This is a genomic window from Mycobacterium sp. NGS64 (assembly GCF_059812245.1).
Genome location: NZ_JCALCI010000001.1, coordinates 994,848 through 1,019,016 on the forward strand (window position 1 = coordinate 994,848; position 24,169 = coordinate 1,019,016).

Genomic DNA, 24,169 nt, shown 5'->3' on the forward strand with positions numbered 1-24,169 from the left:
GCTAGCTCGTTTCGCCGTTGACCGGCAATTGGCCGCGGTTGTCGATGACGGCGCGCGCCACGTCGGCCAGCTTGATGTTCAGCGCCTGGGAATGCCGGCGCAGCAGGTCGAACGCCTGGTCCTCGGTCATGTCGTGCAGCAGCATCAACATGCCGACCGCCTTGCCGGTCTCCCGGTTGCTGATCAGCCCACGGCGCAGGCTCGCGGCGTCTTCGCCCTTGGCGACCGCGTTGATGGCCACGCTGGCGAACGACGCCAGCACCGCCGCCCGGCCCGCGGATTCGGCGTCGAACACGTTGGGGGTGTCGCTGAACAGGTTGAGCGCCGCCCCCTTGCGCTTGTCGACCAGGAGCCGAAAGCCCATGGCCCCGCGCACCGGTGTCTCCTCGACGAGGACGGCGGCCAGCTTGGGCCACAGCGACGGCGTGGTCAGGTCGGGGTCGATCTGGGGAGTCTCCTCCTCGATCGCGTCGATGCAGGGGCCGTCGCCGGAGCGCCGTTCCATCTCGTCGATGTGCTGCGCGATGTGGTCGCTGGCGCCGACCGTGACGTAGCGGTCGCCGTCGCGGACCAGCAGGCTGGCGTGGTCACAGCCGCGCACGGTCAGCGTCGCGGCGATGCAGATGGCCGCGTACATCTGCTTGGCGTCCGAGCCTTGGTAGATGATTTCGGCCAGGGCGGCGAAGACGGTCGCCGGGTCGGCCTTCTCCCCGCCCGGTGCCGAACTCGAGTCGTCTGCCACGCTTTGCCCCGTTCCCGCTCGTGATCTTTCGTCGAGAGTATCGGCATGCGACTTTCGCGAGCGCGGTTTGGTCGGCGGTTCCGAAGGGAAGCTCACCCGGGTGGGACTGACAGTGGCGGTGACCGGGCCAACCGGGGAGATCGGCGTCTCGGCGGTGACGGCGCTCGAGCGCGAGCCCGCGGTGGAGAAGATCATCGGGATGGCGCGCCGCCCGTTCGACCCGGTGTCGTGCGGCTGGCAGAAAACCACCTACCAGCAGGGCGACATCACCGACCGGGAGGCCGTCGACGCCCTGGTGGCCGGCGCCGACGTGGTGGTCCACCTGGCGTTCATCATCATGGGCTCGCGCGACGAGAGCCAACGCGTCAACCTGGAAGGCACCCGCAACGTGTTCGAGGCGACGGTCGCCGCCCAGCGACCGCGACGGCTGGTCTACACCTCGTCGGTGGCGGCCTACGGGTACCACTCGGACAACCCCGTCCCGCTGACCGAGGACGTGCCGACGCGGGGGACCGCCGAGCATTACTACTCGGCGCAGAAGGCCGAGTGCGAGGCGCTGCTCGCCGACATCACCGAGGGCTCGTCGCTGGAGGTGTTCGTGCTGCGGCCGTGCATCGTCGCGGGGCCCCGGGCGACGGCTTTGGCCGACGCGATGCCCTGGAACCAGCTGCCCGCGCCGGTGCGCGCGGTCAGCAAGGTGGCGCCGATCCTGAAGCCCGTCGTGCCGGATCCGGGCATTCCGCTGCAGCTGGTGCACCACGACGACGTCGCGGAGGCGATCGCGCTGGCCGCGACCGCCCCGGCGCCGCCGGGGGCATACAACATCGCGGGTGACGGCGTGGTGACGGTGTCCGACGTGGCCAAGGCGCTCGGTGGCCGGCCCGTGCGGGTTCCCGCGATTGCCGCCTCGGCGGCGTCGGCGGCGATTTCCAAGGTGCCGTTCGTCCCGTCGATGCTGGAATGGCTGCACTCCGCGCGGACGTCGGTGGTGATGGACACCGACAAGGCCCGGACCCTGCTCGGGTGGCGGCCGGTCCACTCGTCGGCGGAAACGCTGGCGGCGCTGGCCGAGGCGGTGTGAGGGGCGCCAGGGTAGTTTTGAGCGCGTGGGCCAGGTAACGGCGCGCCGACGCGCGCGGCATCTCAGCGCCGACCGCGCCGTCACCCGACCCGAGACCCTGGCCGTCGAGGAGCCGTTGGAGATTCGCGTGAACGGCGCGCCGGTCACGGTGACGATGCGCACGCCCGGCTCGGATTTCGAACTGGCGCAAGGCTTTCTGCTCACCGAGGGGGTCATCGGCGGGCGCGAGGACGTCCGGACCATCCGCTACTGCGACGGGCGCACCGAACCGAACACCTACAACGTCCTGGACGTCACGCTGGCCGCCGGGGTCGCGCCGCCGGACCTCGACGTCACCCGCAACTTCTACACGACCTCGTCGTGCGGGGTCTGCGGCAAGGCGTCGCTGGACGCGGTGCGGTTGATCGGCCGCTTCTCGCCCGGCTCGGATCCCGCGACCGTCGAAGCGGCGACGCTCAAGGCGATGCCGGGCCAATTGCGTTCCGCGCAAAAGGTTTTCGACAGCACCGGCGGGCTGCACGCGGCGGCGTTGTTCCGGGCCGACGGGACGCCGCTGGTGGTGCGCGAGGACATCGGTCGGCACAACGCGGTCGACAAGGTCGTGGGCTGGGCGCTGGAACGCCGGCGCGTTCCGCTGCAGGGCTGCGTGCTGCTGGTCAGCGGCCGGGCCTCGTTCGAGTTGACGCAAAAGGCGGTGCTGGCGGGCATTCCCGTGCTGGCCGCGGTGTCGGCGCCGTCGTCGCTGGCGGTGTCGCTGGCCGAGGAGTCCGGCATCACGCTGGTGGCGTTCCTGCGGGAGGATTCGATGAACGTCTACACCCGGGCGGATCGGATCGGGTAGGGCCGTGGCGCGGTTCAAGACGGAAATGGCGACCTGCCCCGCCTGCCGGCGCGAGGCCGAAGCCACGGTCGAGTACACCTACGACAGCGACGGCAACGTCACCGGCAGGCGGGTGCGCGACGTGCACTGCCGGTCCGCCGACTGCCCGGGCACCGACGTGCCCCCGCACTGGAGCTAGCCGGCGGTCCGCGGCCTGTGGATGGACGCCTGACTGGGGATAGCCCGCCGCTGCACTGAGCTCCAGGCTGCCGCCGGGAACCGCGCGTGTCAGCGCCGCCGGGAACGGTGGCTCCCATGACGACCGAACAGACAATGACCCGGGTGCAGCTGGGCGCGATGGGCGAGGCGCTCGCCGTGGACTATCTGACGCGGATGGGCCTGCGGATCCTGGGCCGCAACTGGCGCTGCCGCTACGGCGAGCTGGACGTGATCGCCGCCGACGACGCCACCCGCACCGCGGTGTTCGTCGAGGTGAAGACCCGCAGCGGGGACGGCTACGGCGGGCTGGCCTACGCGGTGACCCCGCGGAAGGTCTGGCGGCTGCGCCGGCTGGCCGGGCTCTGGCTGGCCGGCCAGGACGAGCGCTGGGCGGCGCTGCGCATCGACATGATCGGCGTGCGGGTCGGGCGCCAGCGCACCCCGGAGATCACCCACCTGCAGGGAATCGGCTGATGGCGCTGGGGCGGGCGTTCTCGGTCGCGGTGCGCGGATTGGACGGCGCCACAGTGGAAATCGAGGCCTTCATCACCTCCGGCCTGCCGGGCGTGCACCTGGTCGGCCTGCCGGACGCCGCCCTGCAGGAGTCGCGCGACCGGGTCCGCGCGGCGGTCACCAATTGCGGCGACGACTGGCCCCAGGCCCGGCTCACGCTGGCGCTGTCGCCGGCGACGCTGCCCAAGATGGGATCGGTCTACGACATCGCGCTGGCGGCCGCGGTGCTTTGCGCGCAGCGCAAGCACCCGTGGGAGCGCCTGGAGAAGACGGTGCTGCTGGGTGAGCTGTCGCTGGACGGCCGGGTGCGGCCGGTGCGCGGGGTGCTGCCCGCCGTGCTGGCCGCCAAACGCGACGGCTGGCCGGCCGTCGTCGTACCGGTGGACAACCTGGCCGAGGCAAGCCTGATCGACGGGATCGACGTCTGGGGTGTGCGCACGCTGCGGCAACTGAAGGGCTGGCTCGGCGGCTCCGGTGGCCTGGACCGCAGGATCAGCGCGGGCGCCACGGACCCGGAGCCGACGGCGGATCTGGCCGACGTCGTCGGACAGGCGCAGGCGCGGTTCGCGGTGGAGGTCGCGGCCGCGGGGGCGCATCACCTCATGTTGACTGGTCCGCCGGGAGTGGGCAAAACGATGCTGGCGCAACGCCTTCCGGGCCTGCTTCCGTCGCTTTCCGACGGCGAGGCGCTGGAGGTCACCGCGATTCACTCCGTGGCCGGGCTGCTGTCGACGGATACGCCGTTGATCACCCGGCCGCCATTCGTGGCGCCGCATCACAGCTCCAGCGTCGCGGCGCTCGTCGGTGGGGGATCGGGGATGGCCCGCCCGGGCGCCGTCAGCCGCGCGCATCGCGGGGTATTGTTCCTCGACGAATGCGCCGAGATCAGCGTCAGCGCGCTCGAAGCGCTGCGAACGCCGTTGGAGGACGGCGAGATTCGCCTCGCCCGCCGCGACGGGGTGGCCTGCTACCCCGCCCGCTTCCAGCTGGTGCTGGCCGCCAACCCGTGTCCGTGCGCCCCGGCCGATCCGCAGGACTGCGTCTGCGCCGCCGCGGCCAAACGCCGCTACCTGGGCAAGCTGTCCGGGCCGCTGATGGACCGCGTCGACCTGCGGGTACAGATGAATCCGGTGCGCGCCGGGGCGATCTCGGTCACCGATGGCGAATCGACCGCGCAGGTTCGCCGGCGCGTTGCGGCGGCGCGTGACGCGGCCGCCGAGCGTTGGCGGCCACACGGATTCCGCACCAACGCCGAAGTCAGCGGGACCCTGTTGCGCCGAAAGTTTCGTCCCAGCAACGCCGCGATGGAACCGCTGCGCAAGGCGCTGGACCGTGGGCTGCTCAGCATCCGCGGCGTGGACCGCACGCTGCGGGTCGCCTGGAGCCTGGCCGACCTGGCCGGCCGGCCCATGCCGGGCGTCGAGGAAGTCGCCACCGCACTCAGCTTCCGGCAACCGGGGGTGCGGCGATGACCGATCACGTGTCGCGGGCCTGGGCCTACCTGTCCCGGGTGGCCGAACCACCCTGCGCGCCGCTCGCCGAGCTGGTGCGACGCGTGGGCCCGGTGGAGGCCGCGGACCGGGTCCGGCGCGGGTCGGTCGACGCCGACCTGGCCCGCCACACCGAGGCCCGGCGCGAAATAGACCGGGCCGCAGCCGATCTCGAGCTCATCGCGGCGCGCGGCGGCCGGTTGATCACACCCGACTGCGACGAGTGGCCGCTGCTCGCGTTCGCCGCCTTCGGCAATGCCGAGGTCAGGGCCCGCGGCGGCCCGCCGATGGTGTTGTGGGCGATGGGTCCGGCCCGCCTCGACGAGGTGGCAGAACGCGCGGCGGCCGTGGTCGGAACAAGGGCGTCGACGGTATACGGCGAGCAGGTCGCCGCGGACCTGGCCGCCGGGTTGGTCGAACGCGAGGTGGCCGTGGTCTCCGGCGGTGCCTACGGCATCGACGGCGCGGCGCACCGCGCGGCGCTGAACTGCGACGGGATCACGGTCGCCGCGCTCGCGGGCGGGCTCGACATCCCCTATCCCGCAGGCAATTCCGGTCTGCTGCATCGCATCGGTTCGAGCGGGCTGTTGTTCACCGAATACCCGCCGGGTGTCCGCCCGGCCCGGCACCGTTTCCTCACCCGCAACCGCCTGGTCGCCGCCGTCGCCGGGGCGGTGGTTGTGGTCGAAGCGGGCCTGCGCAGCGGCGCGGCGAACACCGCGGCTTGGGCGCGGGCGCTGGGCCGGGTGGTGGGCGCGGTGCCCGGGCCGGTGACCTCGTCGGCGTCGGCGGGTTGTCACGTGCTGCTGCGCAACGGCGCCCAGCTGGTCACCCGCGCCGACGACGTCGTCGAGCTCGTCGGTCACATCGGCGAGCTGGCGCCCGAACAGCCGCACCCCACCACGGCGCTCGACGGGCTGAGCGACGCCGAGCGGCAGGTGTACGAGGCGTTGCCCGGCCGCGGCGCCGCCACGGTCGACGAGATCGCGGTCGCGTCGGCGCTGGCGCCCGAGCAGGTGCTCGGGCCGCTGGCGATGCTCGAGATGGCCGGCTTGGCGCGCCGCGATGACGGGCGGTGGCGAATAGTCCGCGCCGGCGCGGCCCGGCGTCCGACGGCCGGGCTCGTATAGTCGACGGGGGGTCGGGTCCCCGACAGGAGGATATGTGGCAGGTCGACCTCTACAAAGCTTCGAAGTAACCCGCACCGAGCAGCTCACCCGGCACATGGTCCGGGTCGTGCTCGGCAGCAGTCACTTCGACACCTTCGCGCCCAGCAAATTCACCGACTCGTACGTCAAGTTGGCCTTCGTCCCCGAGGACGTCGACATGGCGGCGTTGCCGCGGCCGTTGACCCTGGACAGCTTCGCCGACCTGCCCCCGGAGAAGAAGCCGTCGGTGCGGACCATGACCGTGCGCGACGTCGACGTCGCCGCCGGCGAACTCACGATCGACATCGTCGTGCACGGAGAGCACGGGGTCGCGGGCACCTGGGCGGCCTCGGCCCAACCCGGCCAGCCCATCTATCTGATGGGCCCCGGCGGCGCCTACACCCCCGACCCCGCCGCCGATTGGCACCTGTTGGCCGGCGACGAGTCGGCGCTCCCGGCCATCGCCACGGCGCTGGAAGCCTTGCCCCCCAACGCCGTTGGCAAGGCCTTCATCGAGGTCGCCGGCCAGGAGGACGAGATGCCGCTGAGGGCACCGGAAAACGTCGAGGTGAGCTGGGTCTACCGCGGCGGGCGCGCCGACCTGGTGCCCGAGGATCGCGCCGGTGATTTCGCGCCGCTGATCGAGGCGGTCACCACCGCGCAGTGGCTCCCCGGGCAGGTGCACGTGTTCATCCACGGCGAGGCGCAAACCGTCATGCACAACCTGCGGCCCTACATCCGCAAGGAGCGCGGCGTCGACGCGAAGTGGGCGTCGTCGATCTCGGGTTACTGGCGGCGCGGGCGCACCGAGGAGACGTTCCGGCAGTGGAAGAAGGAACTGGCCGAGGCCGAGGCCGGGGCCTAGCGCTATGACTAATTTTGGGGCTCATTTCGGGGACTACCAGAACGAGATCTACCTGCAGGGCCTGGCCGGGGTGGTGCCGCAGTTTCCGATGGTGTTCTCCGAGTTGGAGGCCAAGGCCGCCACCGCGCTGCCACCGTCGGTCTGGTCCTACGTCGCCGGCGGCGCCGGCGACGAGCGCACGCAGCGGGCCAACTGCACGGCCTTCGAGGGCTGGGGCCTCATCCCGCGCATGTTCGTCGGCGCCGCCCAGCGCGACCTGTCCGTCGAGCTGTTCGGCATGACTTTGCCGTCGCCGGTCTTCATGGCGCCGATCGGCGTTATCGGCATCTGCGCCCAGGACGGCCACGGCGACCTGGCCACGGCCCGCGCGGCAGCGGCCACCGGCGTGCCGATGGTGGCCTCGACGCTGACGGTCGACCCGATGGAAGACGTCGCCGCGGCCCTCGGCGACACGCCCGGTTTCTTCCAGCTCTACACACCGACCGACCGGGAGGTGGCCGCCAGCCTGGTGCACCGCGCGGAGGCGGCCGGCTTCAAGGGAATCGTCGTCACCCTCGACACCTGGGTCACCGGATGGCGCCCGCGCGACCTGAGCACGTCGAACTTTCCCCAACTGCGCGGGCACTGCCTGGCCAACTACACCAGCGACCCGGTGTTCCGCGCCGGCCTGGCGCGGCCGCCGGAGGAGGACCCGCAGGGCGCGGTGCTGCGCTGGATACAGCTATTCGGAAACGCTTTGACGTGGGACGACCTGCCCTGGCTGCGCTCACTGACCGACCTGCCGCTGCTGGTGAAGGGGATTTGCCATCCCGACGACGCCCGCCGCGCCCGGGACGGCGGCGTCGACGGCATCTACTGCTCCAACCACGGCGGCCGGCAGGCCAACGGCGGCCTGCCCGCGATCGACTGCCTTCCCGGGGTGGTCGAGGCGGCCGGCGGGCTGCCCGTGCTGTTCGACTCGGGCATCCGCAGCGGCGCCGACATCATCAAGGCCCTCGCGCTGGGGGCCACCGCGGTCGGCATCGGCCGCCCGTACGCCTACGGCCTGGCCTTGGGCGGCGTCGACGGCATCGTGCATGTACTGCGCACCATGCTCGCCGAGGCCGACCTGATCATGGCCGTCGATGGCTATCCCACGCTCAAAGATCTCACCCCGGAAACGCTCCGGCGCGTCACCTGAGCCCAGCCCCCGGCGCCTGCGACCGTATGGGCGTGGAGGCGATCCTCGACGAGTTCGACGAGTACCTGAAGCTGCAATGCAACCGCTCGGCGCACACCCGCCGGGCGTACCTGGGCGACCTGCGCTCGCTGTTCGCGTTCCTGGACGGGCCTCAAAACGGGGAGGGCGTCGACAGTCTGAGCCTGACCGTCCTGCGGGCCTGGCTGGCCTCGGCCGCCGGCGCCGGCGCGGCCCGCACCACGCTGGCCCGCCGCACCTCGGCGGTCAAGGCGTTCACCGCCTGGGCGGTGCGCCGCGGCCTGCTCACCGCGGACCCCGCGGTCCGGCTGCAGGTGCCCAAGGCGCATCGCACCCTGCCGTCGGTGCTGCGCCAGGACCAGGCCCTGCAGGCCATGGCGGCCGCGAAATCCGGTGCGGAGCAAGGGGATCCGCTGGCCCTGCGGGACCGGCTGATCGTCGAGATGCTGTACGCCACCGGCATTCGGGTGAGCGAGCTGTGCGGCCTGGACGTCGACGACGTGGACACCCGGCATCGGCTGGTTCGGGTCCTCGGTAAGGGCAACAAGCAGCGCAGCGCGCCGTTCGGCGCGCCGGCCGCCGAGGCGCTGGACGCGTGGCTGGCCGACGGGCGTCCCGCCCTGGTGACCGCGGAGTCCGGGCCGGCGCTGCTGCTGGGCGCGCGCGGCCGGCGGCTCGACGTACGCCAGGCGCGCACCGTCGTGCACCAGACCGTCGCCGCGGTCGACGGCGCGCCCGACATGGGACCGCACGGCCTGCGCCACAGCGCGGCCACCCACCTGCTCGAGGGCGGGGCCGACCTGCGCGTCGTCCAGGAGTTGCTCGGCCATTCCAGCCTGGCGACCACCCAGCTCTACACCCATGTGGCGGTCTCGCGGCTGCGGGCGGTGCACGACCAGGCCCACCCACGCGCCTGAGGCCCCGCAGGTCACATGCGTCGCAGAAGTCTCCTAAGCTGGCGGCACTCGACGTGCCCGCCTCACAGCGACAGTTCCGCTGCGCGGGCCGACGTTCACAGTCGCTATGAGGCGGGCAGGAAGCGTGCCGCCTTCCCGCGGAGACTCCCGTGGCGCCTGTTACGGATGATGCGCCGCTGCCCCGTCGAGAGGCTTCAGCCGGATCGGCGTGGACTTCAGCAGCCCGAGCGGGTCGACATACTCGGCGCGCGACGCCGCACCCCACATCGCCCCCCAGTGCAGGCACGCCGCGGCCGGGCAGCCGGCGTGCCCGGCCACCAGCGAGCCGATCACGGTCTCGGCCGTCACCGCCTGGCCCACCCGCACGGCCGCCCGGACCGGCTCGTAGCTGGTGCGCAGGCCGCCGGGATGGGCCAGCGACACGACGGGCCGGCCGGCCAGCTCGCCGGCGAACACCACGGTCGCCGCGCCGGCGGCATACACCGGCTGACCTGGACTCCCGGGCAGGTCGACGCCGCGGTGACCGGGATGCCAGTCGGGCGTGGGCGCGTCGAATCCGCGGGCGACCGCCGGGGGCGGCCGCAGCGGCCAATCCAGCCGTACGTCGTCGGCGACCGCGGGCACCGCGCTGACCAGCGCCAGCATCAGCACCAGCGCCACCCACCGCACGGGATCAGTTCAGCGCCGCGTCGCTGACCGGGCCAGCCAGCGCTGTGGACAAAAGCACCTGCTGAACGGTGTAAACTCCTTTCCGCGGTCCGTGTAAACGGGCTGACTTCGCGTGTCTGCGCAACAACCGGATGTCGAGCGGTCCCGAGTAAGGGTTCGACATCTCAGCAGGCGCCAGGGCCCGGCCTCACCCGATGCCGGGCGACAACCGACAACAAAGGAATGGCGGCAATGGCTGTCGTAACCATGAAGCAGCTGCTTGACAGCGGCACCCACTTCGGGCATCAGACCCGTCGCTGGAATCCCAAGATGAAGCGGTTCATCTTCACCGACCGCAACGGCATCTACATCATCGACCTGCAGCAGACGCTGACCTTCATCGACAAGGCGTACGAGTTCGTCAAGGAGACCGTCGCCCACGGTGGGTCGGTGCTGTTCGTCGGCACCAAGAAGCAGGCGCAGGAATCGGTCGCGGCCGAGGCGACCCGCGTCGGCATGCCCTACGTCAACCAGCGCTGGCTGGGCGGCATGCTCACCAACTTCTCCACGGTGCACAAGCGGCTGCAGCGCCTCAAGGAGCTCGAGGCGATGGAGCAGACCGGCGGCTTCGAGGGCCGCACCAAGAAGGAGATCCTGGGCCTGACCCGGGAGAAGAACAAGCTGGAGCGCAGCCTCGGCGGTATCCGCGACATGAACAAGGTGCCGTCGGCGATCTGGGTCGTCGACACCAACAAGGAGCACATCGCCGTCGGCGAGGCCCGCAAGCTGGGCATCCCGGTCATCGCGATCCTGGACACCAACTGCGACCCGGACGAGGTCGACTACCCGATCCCGGGCAACGACGACGCGATCCGCTCGGCCGCGCTGCTGACCAAGGTGATCGCCTCCGCGGTCGCCGAGGGGCTGCAGGCCCGCGCCGGGCTGGGCCGCGGCGACGGCAAGCCCGAGGCGGAGTCGGCCGAGCCGCTGGCGGAATGGGAGCAGGAGCTGTTGGCCTCGGCGACTACGACGGCCGCCACTACAGCCACCACCGACGCCGCTGGGGGCGCACCCGAAACAACCCCTGAAACCTCATAGGAAGGTTGATATGGCGAACTTCACCGCCGCCGACGTCAAGCGGCTTCGCGAGCTCACCGGCGCCGGCATGTTGGACTGCAAGAACGCGCTGGCCGAGACCGACGGCGACTTCGACAAGGCCGTCGAGGCGCTGCGGATCAAGGGCGCCAAGGACGTCGGCAAGCGCGCCGAGCGGGCCACGGCCGAAGGCCTGGTCGCGGCCAAGGGCGGGGCGCTCATCGAGCTCAACTCCGAGACCGACTTCGTCGCCAAGAACGCCGAGTTCCAGAAGCTCGCGGACGAGATCGTCGCGGCGGCGGCCGAGTCCAAGGCCACCGACGTCGACGCCCTGAAGGGGGCCAGCACCGGGGCCACGACGGTCGAGCAGGCCATCGCCGACCTGTCGGCCAAGATCGGCGAGAAGCTCGAGCTGCGGCGCGTGGCGTTCTTCGACGGCACTGTCGAGACCTACCTGCACAAGCGCGCGGCGGACCTGCCGCCCGCGGTCGGCGTGCTGGTCGAGTACGAGGGCGGCGGCGGCCAGGAGGCCGCGCACGCCGTCGCGCTGCAGATCGCCGCGCTCAAGGCGCGCTACCTGTCCCGCGACGACGTGCCCGAGGACGTCGTGGCCAGCGAGCGCCGCATCGCCGAGGAGACCGCCAAGGCCGAGGGCAAGCCGGAGCAGGCGCTGCCCAAGATCGTCGAGGGCCGGCTCAACGGCTTCTTCAAGGACGCGGTGCTGCTCGAGCAGCCGTCGGTGTCCGACAACAAGAAGACCGTCAAGGCCCTGCTCGACGAGGCCGGCGTCACGGTGACGCGGTTCGTTCGCTTCGAGGTGGGCCAGGCTTAACCGCACAGCTCGAGCGGCTAGCGTCGTGTCATGCGACGCGTGCACGCTTTCGGCGACGATGCCCTCGGTGATCTCGACGCGGTCGGCCTGGCCGACGCCATAAGGGCCGGCTCGGTCGGCAGAGCCGAGGTCATCGAGGCCGCCATCGCCCGCACCGAGGCCGTCGACCCGGCGCTCAACGGGCTGGCGTTCGCGGCGTTCGACCAGGCGCGCGCCGCGGCATCGGCCGACCCGCCGGACGGTTTCTTTAGTGGCGTCCCGACGTTCATCAAGGACAACATCGACATCGCGGGCCAGCCGACGATGCACGGTACCGACGCGTGGCGGCCGTGGAACGCCACCTCCGACGGCGAGTTCACCCGGGTGTTCCTCGACACCGGGCTGACGCCCGTCGGAAAGACGCAGTTGTCGGAGTTCGGCTTCAGCGCGTCCGCCGAACACCCCCGCCTGGGCCCGGTCCGCAACCCGTGGGACACCGACTACAGCGCGGGCGCCTCGTCGTCGGGATCCGGCGCGTTCGTCGCCGCGGGGGTCGTGCCGATCGCGCACGCCAACGACGGCGGCGGCTCGATCCGCATCCCCGCGGCCTGCAACGGCCTGGTCGGGCTGAAGCCGTCACGCGGCCGGTTGCCGCTGGACGCGCACCTGCGCCGGATGCCCGTGGGCGTCGTCGCCAACGGCGTGGTGACGCGGTCGGTCCGCGACACGGCGGCGTTCTACCGCGAGGCCGAGCGCGCCTGGCGCAACCACAAGCTGGCGCCGGTCGGCGACGTGACCGGACCCGGCCGGCAGCGGCTGCGGATTGCCGTGCTGACCCGATCGGTGCAACGGGAGAGCAGTGCCCAGGTGCGGGAGCTGACGCTCAAGTCGGCGGCGCTGCTCGAGGAGCTGGGCCACCGCGTCGAACACATCGACGAGCCGCCGGTGGCGGCCAGCTTCGTCGACGACTTCGTACTGTATTGGGGCTTCCTAGCGCTGGCGCAGGTGCGCGGCGGGCCGCGGATGTTCGGCAAGACGTTCGACCGCACGCGGCTGGACAGCCTGACCCTGGGCCTGGAACGGCACTGCGCCCGCAACCTGCACCGGCTGCCGCTGGCGATCATGCGCCTGCGCCGGGCCCGGCGGCGTACCGCACGGTTCTTCGGCACCCACGACGCGGTGCTCACGCCCACCCTCGCCGACGAGACGCCCCGCATCGGGCACCTGGCACCCACCGACTACCACCAGGTCATCGAGCGGCTGATCGACTGGGTCTCGTTCACCCCGCTGCAGAACGTCACCGGCGAGCCGGCGATCTCGCTGCCGCTGGCGCAATCCGCCGACGGTATGCCGGTGGGCATGATGCTCTCGGCCGACGTCGGCCAGGAATCGCTGCTGCTGGAGCTGGCCTACGAGCTCGAAGAGGCCCGCCCGTGGGCCCGCATCGAAGCGGCGGGCTAGCTCAATGGCGGCGACCCGCTTCGCCCGGCTTCGCCGCCCTCGCGATCGCCGCTGGTCAGTCGGATCCGAGCTTTTCCAGCGTGCGCTTGAACTCGCGCCGCTGCGCCTCCGTCAGCTTGCTCAGCACCCGGGCGTCGGCGGTCCGGACCGCGGCTTCCGCGCGCTTCAGCAGCGCGCGGCCCTGAACCGTCAGGGTCGCGGGTAACGCCCGCCCCGAGGAAACCGAAGCCGGCCGTTCCACCGCGCCAACGTCCTGCAGGCCCCGCAGCACGGTGTTCATCGCCTGCGGTGTGACGTTGGTGTGCCGGGACAATTCCGCGCTGGACATGCCCGGATTCATCGAAAGGATGCGCATGCAAACGAATTCGGGCAGCGTCAGGCCCAACGGACCGAGCACCGCGGAAACCTCCGGCCGCAACACGGCTCCCACCCGGTACAGCAGGTAACCGAGCGGAGCGTCTTCAACCTGACCACCCATGTCAGCGATCTTGACATATCCCGGGCACGCCGCCTCGCACGTCGGCCGGTGCGGCCCCCTAGTGATTTTCCCCGCCGCAAAGGGGTAACCCACGCCCATGGGCGAAGCAACCGAAGTTACCGAACGCATGGCCGAACGCGCGCGGCGCGAGGCTGACGCGTACCGCGGGGACAACCCCCGACCACTCGAGGGTTACTCGGTGGTCCTGGGCATTTACGGCCTGCTGGTCGCGCTCACGGGCGTTTTAGCCGCGGCCACCGGACGCAGGCTGCCGCAGCGCTGGAGCCTGCAGGACCTCGTCACTGTCACAATCGGCACCCACAAGTTGTCGCGCACGATCTCCAAGGACGCGGTGACCAGCCCGTTGCGGGCGCCCCTCGCGCACTACGCGGGTACGGGCGGCCCGGCCGAGGTGATGGAGGAAACCCGGCATGGCAGCGCGCTGCGCCACAGCCTCGGCGAGCTGTTGACCTGCCCCTTCTGCCTCGACATGTGGGTGGCCACCGCGTTCGTCATCGGGCTGATCTTCGCGCCCAGGTTGACCCGCCTGATCGCGGGAACCTTCACCGCCCTGGCGGGCGCGGACTTCCTGCAGCTCGCCTACGCCAAGGCACAGCAGATCACCGAGGGCTGACACGAGGAGGACCGATGCCCAAGACCACGAAGGGCGGCGCGCCGAAGAAGAGCGAATTGCCCAGCACCCTGCGCCGTTCCAACGCCAAAGCGCAACGCACGTTCGCGAAAACCCACGACTCGGCGGCCGACGAATACGGCGACGAGGAGCGGGCCCACCGGGTGGCGTACTCGGCGCTCAAGCACAGCTTCGAAAAGGTCGGCGACCACTGGGAGCCCAAAGAGGAGAAGGGCCCGTCGGACGAGCTGGCCGAGGGCGGCGGCCCGCGTAACACCGGCCGCTCGGCCGAGGGCGTCGACGCCAACGCCAGCAAGAAGCACCTGCTCGACGTCGCGCGCCGGCTCGACGTGCGCGGCCGCTCCACGATGAGCAAATCGGAGCTCGTCGAGGCGATCAAGAAAGAGAACCGGCGGGTGCGCGGCCGCTGAATTCGGCGCGTTTAGTCCGGCATTCGCTGGGCATCCCGAGAGCCATGGTCGCGTCTACTACCCGCAGTCAACTCCGAAAGTGCCTCAACGACGTGGACTTTCCGGCCAACAAGCAAGACTTGCTCGACGCCGCAGACCGCAACGGCTGCGACGACGACACCGTCCGCGTCCTGCGCGGGATCCCGCCGGAGACCTACAACAATGTGGCCCAGGTCGCGTCTTCGGTGACCATCGCCGACGAAGGGGACAGCAATGGCGCCGGGAAGCCCGGCGCCGAAAGCCCGATCGTCGAGGAGCTGGGCGAAAACCGCGGCTCCTGAACGCCTTTCGCGCTATAGAATCGGCCGCCCGCCCGTCACCGCCACCCGTGCCCCGGAGATGTAACTCGCATCGTCGGAGGCCAGCAGCACGTAGACGGGCGCCAGCTCGGCCGGCTGGCCGGCGCGCCCCAACGGCACGTTCTCCCCGAAGGATTCCACGCTGTCCGGGGGCATCGTCGACGGAATCAGCGGCGTCCAGATCGGGCCCGGGGCCACGCTGTTGACACGGATTCCCTTGTCGCCCAACAGCTGTGCCAGGCTAGCCGAAAAGTTGGCAATGGCCGCCTTGGTGGCCGCGTAGGGCGCCAGGGTCGGATTGGGCGTATCGGAGTTGACCGAGGAACTCCCGATGATCGACGAGCCGGGGCGCATGTGCGGCAGCGCCGCCTTGACGAGGTAGAAGTACGCGCCGACGTTGAGCCGGAAGGTGTAGTCCCATTCCTCGTCGCTGATCTCCTCGAGGTCCTTGTGCATCATCTGGTAGGCGGCGTTGTTGACGAGGATGTCGACGCCGCCGAGTCCGTTTACCGCCCGGTCTACGACGGCGCGGCAGTGGGCCGGGTCGGACAGGTCGCCGGGGACCAGCACGCACTTGCGGCCCGCGTCTTCGACGTAGCGGGCGACGTCGTGGGCGTCGTCGTCCTCGTTGAGGTAGGAGATCAGCACGTCGGCGCCTTCGCGGGCAAATGCAATCGCGACCGCGCGGCCGATGCCGCTATCGCCGCCGGTGATGATCGCCTTTTTGCCGGTGAGCTTTCCCGAGCCCCGGTAGCTGTTTTCGCCGCAGTCCGGAATGGGCTGCATTTGTGCCTGAATGCCGGGAGCGGTTTGTTGCTGAGCCGGAAAGCTCATGGCCACTTCCCCTTTCGTGATTCGGGTGAGTTTTACGATTCGCGGGTTGCTGGCCCGGCCGTGGGAATGTCGGGATCGTCGTCGGCGGGCGGCTCGGGTTCGCGCCATTCCTCCGCCCGGCTGGACCGATTGCCCTGCATCGTCCCGCTGAGCTCGTGCTTCAGTTCGTCGTCTTCGCGTGGACTGTGCTTGGCGTTCCCGCGTTCCATCGGCGGCCCCCTCGGGTAGGCAGGTGAGTTATAGGCTGCGGCTACCCTCTCGCGGCACAAATAATCACCGGGCAATCGGCAACCAATGATGCCCCTGTGAATTCTGTGGCTCGAAAAGCGCTGCGGCGCGATTCATTTGTGTTTAGCGCCGGAAGCAAAGGGTTATGAGAAGCCCAGTGGATATCGCCCTGCGTGGGTGTTCGACACGAAAGGAAAACCATGAAGGTCACCACAACGGCCCTAAAGAGTGGCATTGCCGCCGGCGGCATAGCGGCCGCAGCCCTATTGGCGGCGGGAACCGCTTCCGCTGCGCCCAACATCCAGGGGTTCGGCACCAGCGAACAACTCGTCGACGGGCCCATGATCACCAACTACACGGTGAGCAACCTGCAGCCGAGCAACGTTTCGATTCCGGGCTACACCCCGAAGGGGACGCTGTACCAGGCCGACATCACGGCCAGGTCGGACGCCGGGATCGTTACCCCAATGGTCAAGGACTTCAGCGCCCGCGGGCCCAACGGTCAGACTTACAAGCTGATCGACAAGCCTGGCGCCCCAGGCAGCCTGAACCCGGCGCCGATTCCGCAGGGCCAAGAGTCGACCGGCACGCTGTACTTCGACGTGACCGGCGCGCCCCCGAACGGCGTCGTCTACAACGACGGATTGCAGGACATCCTGATGTGGACGTCGAACGTGCCTGGCGGCGCGGCTCCCGGTGTCCCGCCGAACGCGAGTCCGGCTCCGGGCCAACCGCCCGCCCCGGCGCCGCACACCTGATCCGGTTGCAAGCATCTCCCCGCGCTACCCCGATAGCGCGGGGAGATTTGCGTACACGCGAATCCCGCGCGCCGGAATCGGGTATGCGAAACCCATGAGTAACCCCGATCACAGACCAGCGGAAGTACGTGCGCAAGCGAAGCTCCACGCCCGGCGGGCGCGGGTGAGCATGGACGAGCGGCGCAGCCGGCAGGACGGCGGCATCAGCGGCTGGCTGGCCAAGCGCGCCGGGCAATGGGATCTCAGCGGCCAGGACGAAGCCACGTTGCAGCGCCAGAAGTTTTTCTGGAATGTACTGGTGGACTACTGGTTCCGCATGGAGATCGACGGCTGGGAGAACATCCCCGAGCCGCCTGCCCTGTTGGTGGGCATCCACTCGGGTGCCCCGTTCGTCTGGGACGCCTGGACCGTCGGCCTGCAATGGTGGCGGCGCTTCGGTCAGGACCGCCCCCTGCACGGCACGGCGCACGACGCGTTGATGGCCATCCCGCTCTTCGGGCGGTACTTCCGGTGCATGGGCGTGCTCCCGGCCGCGCCGGACGCGATCGCCACGGCGTTGGCGGAGGGGCGCGACGTGGCGCTGTGGCCTGGCGGGGAAGTGGACTCGCTGCGCCCGTGGCGTGAACGGGATTGCGCCAACCTGGCGGGCCGAAAGGGCTTCGTGAAAATGGCGATTCGCGCCGGGGTGCCCATCGTGCCGATCGCGACCGTCGGCGGCGCCGACGCGATGCCGGTGCTGATCCGCGGCGACCGGCTGTCCAAGGCGCTCAAACTCGACCGCGTGCTGCGGCTCAAGGTCTTCCCGCTGGCGGTCTCGCTGCCGTGGGGGATCGCCCCGGCGGCGCTGCCCCAATTGCCGCTTCCGGCCAAGATCCGGACCCGCTTCATGCCCGCCGTCGAGCTGGACCACGATCCCGCGCGCGCCGAAGACGATGAGTACATCGACCGCAAGTACCACGAGGTCGAAGACGCCATCCAGGAGGGCATGGACGCGCTGGCGCGCAAGCGGGCGTTACCGCTATTTGCCTGATTGGTCCGCGAAAGCCGCGGCGCGGCAACGCTATTGAGCGACGGGATCCGTCGTGGGCCGCGCCGTCGACGTCCAGACCGGGGTCAACGTCGAGCCACTGATAACCCATTGCGGTTGCGGCGGGGTCGGCGCCATATAGCCGACGCCGCGGACGGTGTCGATCATCGATTCGTGTTCGGGACCGAGCTTTGCGCGCAGCCGCCGCACGTGGACATCGACCGTGCGGACGCGGCCGTTGCAGTCATAACCCCACACCTCGTGCATCAGCCGGGTGCGGGTGAACGCCCGGCCGGCATGCTGCACAAGGAAATTCAACAACTTGAACTCGGTGAGCGTGAGGCCCAAGTCCTGGCCGTTCAGCGCGCCCGTGAAGCTGGCCGGGTGCAGCACCAGGTCGCCGAATTTCAGGCTGCCGTCCATCGCGCTGCGCCGCCGCGAAATCGCCAGCCGCAGCCGGGCCTGCAGTTCGTCGGCCCCGGCGGCGGGCAGCAGCACGTCGTCGAAATGCCAATCCACGTCCACCGCCACAAAGTCCGCCGATGTCACCACGGCCACCACCGCGATGGACGGTGCATCGGCCGTCAGGCGCCGGCAGGCCGCCCTCGCCGCGTCGAGGTCGGTGCGCGCGTCGATGATCGCGACGTCGGCGCTGCCGCGGTGCCCGTCGATATGGCCCATAAGCGGGGCGCGCCGCACGGTTTGGGTGAACGACCTCAGCGTGGGTAGGGCCGATTCGAAATCGTCTGCGTCGGTGAGCAGTAGAACTTCCAAAGACATCTCCAAACTCGTGAGTTTGTCATCGCCCCCCACCCGTAGGCACCTCACGGCGAGATGTCTGCCAGCGCAGCGCTGAGTACCCGATTCAGAGTCAACTATGCAAAGTTTATTGCGCGTGTGCACAGGATCAAGACTCTGCCCCGGGAAAGTCAATGGGTCCGGCCCGTTTTCACGGACCGGACCCATTGCAGCGACAAGCTACTGGTTGGCCTTCTGACGCTCTTCGGCCGCCTCGGCGCCGCCGCGAGCGGCCTCCGCTTGCGCTTCCTTCTTGGCCGCGTCGCGCTGGGCTTCCGCCTTGTCCTGCTGGGCCTCGCCCTCGCGCGTCAGGTCGTCCCGACCGGTCACCGCGCCGACTGCTTCCTTGGCCTTGCCTTTGACGTCCTCGACGACGCCCTTAACGGCTTCGGCAGGTCCCGATTTGTTGTCCGCCATGGATCTGTTCCTCCTCATTGGCGTGCGTGGCTGAGCGATTCCCGCTCAACGCCGACCGCCCAAGCGATCGGCCCCGTCACACGGCGAGGCTTGGCCCTTATTCTCAAGGCCTTAGGTTCGCCCCCCGCGTTGGTGCGGATTCCCCGACGCGCCGCTCGCTCAAACATCCGACACCGGAAGGAAATCGCCAACTGCGCAGATAATGCACCCCGCCGGCGCAACATTGTGCTGCGATGAGGCAGGATGTGAAATGCCGTTCCGGATGAGTTCGCCCCGGGATGGCACTCTCATGCGAGGAGTCTGATGACGGAGCCGACGAACGGGGCTTCCGGCCAGCCGGAGAGCCGATCCAAGTATTCGAGAGTATTGCTCAAGCTCGGCGGTGAAATGTTTGGCGGCGGCCAGGTCGGGCTGGATCCCGACGTGGTGGCGCAGGTCGCCCGCCAGATCGCCGAGGTGGTCCGCGGCGGCGTCCAGGTCGCGGTGGTGATCGGCGGCGGGAACTTCTTCCGCGGCGCGCAGCTTCAGCAGCGGGGCATGGAGCGCACCCGGTCGGACTACATGGGCATGCTCGGCACGGTCATGAACAGCCTCGCCCTGCAGGACTTCCTGGAAAAGGAGGGCATCGTCACGCGGGTCCAGACGGCGATCACCATGGGCCAGGTCGCCGAGCCGTACCTGCCGCTGCGCGCCGTCCGGCACCTGGAGAAGGGCCGGGTGGTGATCTTCGGGGCCGGCATGGGCCTGCCGTACTTCTCCACGGACACCACGGCCGCGCAGCGGGCGCTGGAGATCGGCGCCGAGGTGGTCTTGATGGCCAAGGCGGTGGACGGCGTGTTTTCCGCCGATCCGCGGCACAACCCCGAGGCCGAGCTGATCACCGCGATCAGCCATCGCGAGGTCATCGACCGCGGGCTGCGCGTGGCCGATGCCACGGCGTTCAGCCTGTGCATGGACAATGGCATGCCGATCCTGGTGTTCAACCTGCTGACCAATGGGAATATCGCTCGTGCGGTCGCTGGTGAGAAGATCGGAACGCTGGTTACGACCTGAGGGGAAGACGCGGAAAATGATCGACGAAGCTCTCTTCGACGCGGAAGAGAAGATGGAGAAGGCGGTATCCGTAGCCCGCGACGACCTGTCCACCATCCGAACCGGCCGCGCCAACCCGGGCATGTTCAACCGGATCGTCATCGACTACTACGGCACCAACACGCCGATCACGCAGCTGGCCAGCATCAACGTCCCCGAGGCGCGCCTCGTCGTCATCAAGCCCTACGAGACCAGCCAGCTGCACGCCATCGAGACGGCGATCCGCAACTCCGACCTGGGGGTCAATCCCACCAACGACGGCACCCTGATCCGGGTGGCGGTGCCGCAGCTCACCGAGGAGCGCCGCCGCGAGCTGGTCAAGCAGGCCAAGCACAAGGGGGAAGAGGCCCGCGTGTCGGTGCGCAACATCCGTCGCAAGGCGATGGAGGAGCTGCACCGGATCCGCAAGGACGGCGAGGCCGGCGAGGACGAGGTCAGCCGGGCCGAGAAGGACCTGGACAAGACCACCCATCAGTACGTCACCCAGATCGATGAGTTGGTCAAGCACAAAGAAGGCGAGCTGCTGGAGGTCTAGCGGCCGCTCAGCAATCATGTCCGTGGCAACCACCGGCGCAGGCACTCCGCCCGACGAGCCCCCGCGTCCGCCGAAAAACCCCACACAGCAGCCGGTCACGAAGACGTCGCGGGCGGGACGCGACCTGCGCGCCGCGATCGCGGTGGGCGTCAGCATCGGCGCCGTTCTCGTCGTGACGCTGATCTTCGCCCCCCACGTCTGGGTGCTCTACTGCGCCGGGGCCATCCTGGTGGCCAGCCACGAGGTGGTGCGGCGGCTGCGCGAAGCCGGATACGTCATCCCGCTCATCCCGCTGCTGCTCGGTGGGCAGGTCACGGTGTGGCTGACGTGGCCATACCACGCTGCCGGCGCGCTGGCCGGTTTCGCGGCGACCGTGGTGGCGTGCAATGTTTGGCGGCTGTTCATGCAGGACAACAGCCACCGACCCGAGCCGTTTGCCGGATCGCCGTCGGCGAACTACCTGCGTGACGCGTCCGCCACCGTCTTCCTGGCCGCCTGGGTCCCGCTGTTCGCCTCCTTCGCCGCGCTGCTGGTCTACCCGAAGGATGGCGCCGGACGGGTGTTCTGCCTGATGATCACCGTCGTCGCGTCCGACGTGGGCGGCTACGCCGTGGGCGTGCTGCTGGGCAAGCATCCGATGGTCCCGGCGATCAGCCCGAAGAAGTCCTGGGAGGGGTTGGTCGGATCGCTGGTGTTTGGCATCACCGCCGCGATCCTGACCGCGACCTTCCTGGCCGAGAAGCCGCTGTGGATCGGGGCGCTGCTGGGCGTCGTCCTCGTGATGACCTGCACGCTGGGCGACCTGGTGGAGTCACAGGTCAAGCGCGACCTCGGCATCAAAGACATGGGCCGGCTGCTGCCCGGCCACGGCGGTCTGATGGATCGCCTCGACGGGGTCCTCCCGTCCGCCGTCGCGGCGTGGATCGTGCTGACCCTAGTTCCCTAGGCGTGGCGATCGCGATACTGGACACGTCATGGTCCAACAATTGGTGTTCACCGAGCCGCGCCCGAGCAAGCCGCCGCGGCACCTGGCCGACCTCGACGCCGCCGGCCGCGCGTCGGCCGTCGCGGAGCTGGGCCTGCCGGCCTTTCGCGCCAAGCAGCTCGCGCATCAGTATTACGGCCGGCTGATCGCCGACCCTCGGGAGATGACCGACCTTCCGGCGGCCGTGCGCGACGCGATCGCCGAGGCGATGTTCCCCACCCTGCTCACCGCGGCCGCCGAGGTCACCTGCGATGCCGGGCAGACGCGAAAGACGTTGTGGCGGGCCCTCGATGGCGCCACCGTCGAGTCGGTGCTGATGCGCTACCCCGACCGCAACACGGTGTGCATCTCGTCGCAAGCCGGCTGCGGGATGGCGTGCCCGTTCTGCGCCACCGGCCAGGGCGGCCTGACCAGGAACCTGTCCACCGCCGAGATCCTCGAGCAGGTGCGCGCCGGCGCGGCGGAGTTGCGCGACGAGTTCGGCGACCGGCTGTCGAACGTGGTCTTCATGGGCATGGGGGAGCCGCTGGCGAACTACAACCGGGTGCTGGCCGCGGTCCGGCGCATCACCGAGGCGCCGCCGCAGGGCTTCGGGATTTCGGCGCGCTCGGTGACGGTGTCTACCGTCGGCCTGGTTCCCGCCATTCGCAAACTCGCCGACGAGCGCCTCGGCGTCACCCTGGCGCTGTCGTTGCACGCGCCCGACGACGAACTGCGCGACACGCTCGTCCCGGTCAACAACCGATGGAAGATCGCTGAGGCCCTCGACGCGGCCCGCTACTACGCCGACGTGACCGGCCGGCGGGTGTCGGTGGAGTACGCATTGATCCGCGACGTCAACGACCAGCCCTGGCGGGCCGACCTGCTGGGCAAGCGGCTGCACGGCGCGCTCGGCCCGCTGGTGCACGTGAACCTGATCCCGCTCAACCCCACCCCCGGCAGTGACTGGGACGCCAGCCCGAAGGCGGTGGAGCGCGAGTTCGTCCGGCGGGTGCGGTCGAGGGGCGTCTCCTGCACGGTGCGCGACACGCGGGGGCGTGAGATCAGCGCCGCCTGCGGACAGCTGGCCGCCGAAGGCGGGTAGCTGGAGCGCAGGCGATCGGACCCAGCCTGCGGACAGCTGGCCGCCGAAGGCGGGTAGCTGGAGCGCAGGCGATCGGACCCAGCCTGCGGACAGCTGGCCGCCGAAGGGTGAACCGAGAGGGCCCGCGCCGCGTCATTTAGGCATAACCAGCAAACGAGGTGATGCCATGATGTTTCGGCTCTTGACTCCGCTCAAGCTCCTTGCCGCCGCGCTTTTCGCCGCCGCCCTGATATTCGGGCTCGCCGACGCGCCGCGCTCGGCTGCCGCCGACGACCGGCTGCAATTCAGCGGCACGACGCTCAGCGGTGCGCCGTTCAACGGCGCCAGCCTGCAGGGCAAACCGGCGGTGCTGTGGTTCTGGACGCCGTGGTGCCCGTTCTGCAACGCCGAGGCCCCCGGCCTCAGCCAGGTGGCCGCCGCCAATCCGGGCGTCACGTTCGTCGGCGTCGCGGCGCATTCGGACGTGGGGGCGATGCAGAACTTCGTCTCCAAGTACAACCTGAATTTCACCAACCTCAACGACGCCAACGGCTCGATCTGGGCCCGCTACAACGTCCCCTGGCAGCCGGCCTGGGTGTTCTACCGCGCCGACGGCAGCTCGACGTTCGTGAACAACCCCACCGCGGCCATGCCCCAGGACGAGCTGGCCGGGCGGGTCGCCGCGCTGCGCTAGACCGGTGGACCGCGGTCTGGTCGGTCTGGCGTTCGCGGCCGGATTGGTCGCGGCGCTGAACCCGTGCGGGTTCGCCATGCTGCCCGCGTACCTGCTCCTCGTGGTGCGCGGGCAAGACGCCGAACGGCGCGGCCTGGCGCTGGTCGGCCGGGCGATCGCGGCGACGGTCGGGATGGCGCTCGGCTTCCTGACGGTGTTCGGGTTGTTCGGCGCGTTGACCATCTCGGCGGCCTCGACCGTGCAGCGATACCTGCCCTACGCGACGGTGGTCATCGGGATTGTTCTTGTCGCGCTTGGGCTTTGGCTCCTGTCGGGCCGGGAGTTGACGGCGCTGACGCCACGGCGGCTGGGCCCGCGGTGGGCGCCGACCGTGCGGCTGGGCTCCATGTACTCCTATGGCGTCAGCTATGCGATCGCGTCGCTGTCGTGCACCGTCGGGCCCTTCCTGGCCGTCACCGCCGCCGGCCTGCGGGGCGGGTCGGTCGCCACGGGGGCCTCGGTCTACCTCGCCTACGTCGCGGGGCTGACGTTGGTGGTGGGCGTCCTGGCCGTCGCGGCGGCGACGGCGAGCTCGGCCCTGGCCGACCGGCTGCGGCGCGTCCTGCCGCTGGTCAACCGGATCGGTGGGGCGCTGCTGGTGCTGGTCGGGCTGTACGTCGGCTATTACGGCGTCTACGAACTGCGCCTGTTCAACGCGAACGCCAGTCCCGACGACGCTGTGATCATGTCCGCCGCCCGCCTGCAGGGGGCGCTGGCCGGCTGGGTGCACCAACACGGCGTGCTGCCGTGGGCGGTGGCCCTGTTCGTGTTGCTGGTCGGCGCCGCCTGGCGACGACGGGCGCAGCGGCTCCG

The 24,169-nt window shown here is 70.0% G+C and carries 28 protein-coding genes and 2 pseudogenes; 23 read left to right on the top strand and 7 right to left on the bottom strand.

The genetic code is table 11. The features are described from left to right. Nucleotide 1: 1 nt before the first annotated feature. Nucleotides 2-742, bottom strand: coding sequence for a GAF and ANTAR domain-containing protein (locus tag AC5Y4S_RS04955; protein ID WP_500030442.1), 741 nt, complete (start codon nucleotides 740-742; stop codon nucleotides 2-4). 100 nt (nucleotides 743-842) lie between these two features. On the opposite strand from AC5Y4S_RS04955, the gene AC5Y4S_RS04960 reads away from it, so the two are divergent. The 9 genes from AC5Y4S_RS04960 (at nucleotide 843) to AC5Y4S_RS05000 (ending at nucleotide 8,993) form a co-directional block, all read left to right on the top strand. Then, nucleotides 843-1,823: an NAD-dependent epimerase/dehydratase family protein gene (locus AC5Y4S_RS04960; protein ID WP_500030444.1), complete on the top strand. Its 981-nt coding sequence runs from the start codon at nucleotides 843-845 to the stop codon at nucleotides 1,821-1,823. Nucleotides 1,824-1,848: 25 nt separating this feature from the next. Next, a complete protein-coding gene (gene fdhD, locus AC5Y4S_RS04965) occupies nucleotides 1,849-2,664 on the top strand; it encodes a formate dehydrogenase accessory sulfurtransferase FdhD (RefSeq protein WP_500030446.1) in 816 nt (271 codons plus the stop codon). 4 nt (nucleotides 2,665-2,668) lie between these two features. Next, complete coding sequence (locus AC5Y4S_RS04970) at nucleotides 2,669-2,842, top strand: 5'-phosphate oxidase (RefSeq protein WP_500030450.1); 174 nt, start codon at nucleotides 2,669-2,671, stop codon at nucleotides 2,840-2,842. A gap of 116 nt (nucleotides 2,843-2,958) precedes the next feature. After that, nucleotides 2,959-3,336, top strand: coding sequence for a YraN family protein (locus tag AC5Y4S_RS04975; protein ID WP_500030454.1), 378 nt, complete (start codon nucleotides 2,959-2,961; stop codon nucleotides 3,334-3,336). Next, nucleotides 3,336-4,847, top strand: coding sequence for a YifB family Mg chelatase-like AAA ATPase (locus AC5Y4S_RS04980; protein ID WP_500030457.1), 1,512 nt, complete (start codon nucleotides 3,336-3,338; stop codon nucleotides 4,845-4,847). Before AC5Y4S_RS04975 ends, AC5Y4S_RS04980 begins: the two co-directional genes overlap by 1 nt. Beyond that, on the top strand, nucleotides 4,844-5,995 hold the full coding sequence (gene dprA / locus AC5Y4S_RS04985) for a DNA-processing protein DprA (protein WP_500030459.1): 1,152 nt from the start codon (nucleotides 4,844-4,846) through the stop codon (nucleotides 5,993-5,995). Before AC5Y4S_RS04980 ends, dprA begins: the two co-directional genes overlap by 4 nt. Before the next feature lie 34 nt (nucleotides 5,996-6,029). Further along, nucleotides 6,030-6,878: a siderophore-interacting protein gene (locus tag AC5Y4S_RS04990; protein WP_500030462.1), complete on the top strand. Its 849-nt coding sequence runs from the start codon at nucleotides 6,030-6,032 to the stop codon at nucleotides 6,876-6,878. A gap of 4 nt (nucleotides 6,879-6,882) precedes the next feature. Continuing rightward, entirely contained in the window at nucleotides 6,883-8,058 is a 1,176-nt protein-coding gene (locus tag AC5Y4S_RS04995) for a lactate 2-monooxygenase (protein ID WP_500030464.1), read from the top strand. Nucleotides 8,059-8,090: 32 nt separating this feature from the next. Continuing rightward, entirely contained in the window at nucleotides 8,091-8,993 is a 903-nt protein-coding gene (locus AC5Y4S_RS05000; protein ID WP_500030466.1) for a tyrosine recombinase XerC, read from the top strand. 165 nt (nucleotides 8,994-9,158) lie between these two features. Here the strand turns inward: AC5Y4S_RS05000 and AC5Y4S_RS05005 are convergent. After that, nucleotides 9,159-9,623 (bottom strand): annotated as a pseudogene (locus tag AC5Y4S_RS05005) (M23 family metallopeptidase); the annotation flags it as partial. A gap of 270 nt (nucleotides 9,624-9,893) precedes the next feature. On the opposite strand from AC5Y4S_RS05005, the gene rpsB reads away from it, so the two are divergent. Genes rpsB through AC5Y4S_RS05020 form a run of 3 tightly spaced genes read left to right on the top strand, consistent with a single transcriptional unit; the run spans nucleotide 9,894 to nucleotide 13,008 of the window. Continuing rightward, entirely contained in the window at nucleotides 9,894-10,739 is an 846-nt protein-coding gene (rpsB, locus tag AC5Y4S_RS05010) for a 30S ribosomal protein S2 (RefSeq protein WP_500030468.1), read from the top strand. A gap of 10 nt (nucleotides 10,740-10,749) precedes the next feature. Further along, nucleotides 10,750-11,568 carry a translation elongation factor Ts gene (tsf, locus tag AC5Y4S_RS05015; RefSeq protein ID WP_500030469.1) on the top strand — a complete coding sequence of 273 codons (819 nt, stop codon included), beginning with the start codon at nucleotides 10,750-10,752 and terminating at the stop codon, nucleotides 11,566-11,568. A 30-nt stretch (nucleotides 11,569-11,598) separates the two neighbouring features. Next, nucleotides 11,599-13,008 carry an amidase gene (locus AC5Y4S_RS05020; protein ID WP_500030471.1) on the top strand — a complete coding sequence of 470 codons (1,410 nt, stop codon included), beginning with the start codon at nucleotides 11,599-11,601 and terminating at the stop codon, nucleotides 13,006-13,008. A gap of 55 nt (nucleotides 13,009-13,063) precedes the next feature. On the opposite strand, the gene AC5Y4S_RS05025 is transcribed toward AC5Y4S_RS05020, so the two are convergent. Beyond that, nucleotides 13,064-13,486 carry a MarR family winged helix-turn-helix transcriptional regulator gene (locus AC5Y4S_RS05025; RefSeq protein WP_068186655.1) on the bottom strand — a complete coding sequence of 141 codons (423 nt, stop codon included), beginning with the start codon at nucleotides 13,484-13,486 and terminating at the stop codon, nucleotides 13,064-13,066. A gap of 97 nt (nucleotides 13,487-13,583) precedes the next feature. Between AC5Y4S_RS05025 and AC5Y4S_RS05030 the strand changes: the two genes are divergently transcribed. The 3 genes from AC5Y4S_RS05030 to AC5Y4S_RS05040 are packed head-to-tail and all read left to right on the top strand — an operon-like array spanning nucleotide 13,584 to nucleotide 14,868. After that, nucleotides 13,584-14,120 (top strand): DUF1360 domain-containing protein, encoded by a 537-nt coding sequence (locus AC5Y4S_RS05030; RefSeq protein WP_500030479.1) that lies wholly within the window; start codon nucleotides 13,584-13,586, stop codon nucleotides 14,118-14,120. A 14-nt stretch (nucleotides 14,121-14,134) separates the two neighbouring features. Further along, on the top strand, nucleotides 14,135-14,548 hold the full coding sequence (locus AC5Y4S_RS05035) for a ChaB family protein (RefSeq protein WP_500030481.1): 414 nt from the start codon (nucleotides 14,135-14,137) through the stop codon (nucleotides 14,546-14,548). Between the two features lie 44 nt (nucleotides 14,549-14,592). Then, a complete protein-coding gene (locus AC5Y4S_RS05040) occupies nucleotides 14,593-14,868 on the top strand; it encodes a DUF2795 domain-containing protein (RefSeq protein ID WP_500030484.1) in 276 nt (91 codons plus the stop codon). Between the two features lie 12 nt (nucleotides 14,869-14,880). Here AC5Y4S_RS05040 and AC5Y4S_RS05045 read toward each other — a convergent pair whose 3' ends face one another. Together AC5Y4S_RS05045 and AC5Y4S_RS05050 are read right to left on the bottom strand one after the other, a co-directional pair. After that, nucleotides 14,881-15,720 (bottom strand): SDR family oxidoreductase, encoded by an 840-nt coding sequence (locus AC5Y4S_RS05045; protein WP_500030486.1) that lies wholly within the window; start codon nucleotides 15,718-15,720, stop codon nucleotides 14,881-14,883. A 32-nt stretch (nucleotides 15,721-15,752) separates the two neighbouring features. Next, a complete protein-coding gene (locus tag AC5Y4S_RS05050; RefSeq protein ID WP_500030490.1) occupies nucleotides 15,753-15,929 on the bottom strand; it encodes a hypothetical protein in 177 nt (58 codons plus the stop codon). Nucleotides 15,930-16,148: 219 nt separating this feature from the next. Between AC5Y4S_RS05050 and AC5Y4S_RS05055 the strand changes: the two genes are divergently transcribed. Together AC5Y4S_RS05055 and AC5Y4S_RS05060 are read left to right on the top strand one after the other, a co-directional pair. Beyond that, on the top strand, nucleotides 16,149-16,706 hold the full coding sequence (locus tag AC5Y4S_RS05055) for an MPT63 family protein (RefSeq protein WP_500030492.1): 558 nt from the start codon (nucleotides 16,149-16,151) through the stop codon (nucleotides 16,704-16,706). A 94-nt stretch (nucleotides 16,707-16,800) separates the two neighbouring features. Continuing rightward, nucleotides 16,801-17,736 (top strand): lysophospholipid acyltransferase family protein, encoded by a 936-nt coding sequence (locus AC5Y4S_RS05060; RefSeq protein WP_500030495.1) that lies wholly within the window; start codon nucleotides 16,801-16,803, stop codon nucleotides 17,734-17,736. Nucleotides 17,737-17,766: 30 nt separating this feature from the next. Here AC5Y4S_RS05060 and AC5Y4S_RS05065 read toward each other — a convergent pair whose 3' ends face one another. Continuing rightward, complete coding sequence (locus tag AC5Y4S_RS05065; protein ID WP_500030499.1) at nucleotides 17,767-18,513, bottom strand: winged helix-turn-helix transcriptional regulator; 747 nt, start codon at nucleotides 18,511-18,513, stop codon at nucleotides 17,767-17,769. 198 nt (nucleotides 18,514-18,711) lie between these two features. After that, complete coding sequence (mbp1, locus tag AC5Y4S_RS05070) at nucleotides 18,712-18,948, bottom strand: microaggregate-binding protein 1 (RefSeq protein ID WP_066930240.1); 237 nt, start codon at nucleotides 18,946-18,948, stop codon at nucleotides 18,712-18,714. Between the two features lie 303 nt (nucleotides 18,949-19,251). Here mbp1 and pyrH point away from each other — a divergent pair, with 303 nt between their 5' ends. The 6 genes and pseudogenes from pyrH to AC5Y4S_RS05100 form a co-directional block, all read left to right on the top strand. Then, nucleotides 19,252-20,001 (top strand): UMP kinase, encoded by a 750-nt coding sequence (gene pyrH, locus AC5Y4S_RS05075; RefSeq protein WP_085185644.1) that lies wholly within the window; start codon nucleotides 19,252-19,254, stop codon nucleotides 19,999-20,001. Between the two features lie 16 nt (nucleotides 20,002-20,017). Then, the gene (frr, locus tag AC5Y4S_RS05080) at nucleotides 20,018-20,575 is read left to right on the top strand and encodes a ribosome recycling factor (protein ID WP_068103487.1); all 558 of its coding nucleotides are present in this window, start codon (nucleotides 20,018-20,020) and stop codon (nucleotides 20,573-20,575) included. Between the two features lie 16 nt (nucleotides 20,576-20,591). Further along, entirely contained in the window at nucleotides 20,592-21,521 is a 930-nt protein-coding gene (locus tag AC5Y4S_RS05085) for a phosphatidate cytidylyltransferase (protein ID WP_500030505.1), read from the top strand. Between the two features lie 28 nt (nucleotides 21,522-21,549). Beyond that, entirely contained in the window at nucleotides 21,550-22,644 is a 1,095-nt protein-coding gene (gene rlmN / locus AC5Y4S_RS05090) for a dual-specificity RNA methyltransferase RlmN (RefSeq protein WP_500030509.1), read from the top strand. A gap of 166 nt (nucleotides 22,645-22,810) precedes the next feature. Further along, nucleotides 22,811-23,317: a disulfide bond-forming protein DsbE gene (gene dsbE, locus AC5Y4S_RS05095; protein ID WP_500030514.1), complete on the top strand. Its 507-nt coding sequence runs from the start codon at nucleotides 22,811-22,813 to the stop codon at nucleotides 23,315-23,317. A gap of 4 nt (nucleotides 23,318-23,321) precedes the next feature. Further along, nucleotides 23,322-24,164, top strand: a pseudogene (locus AC5Y4S_RS05100) (cytochrome c biogenesis CcdA family protein); the annotation flags it as partial. Nucleotides 24,165-24,169 lie beyond the last annotated feature (5 nt).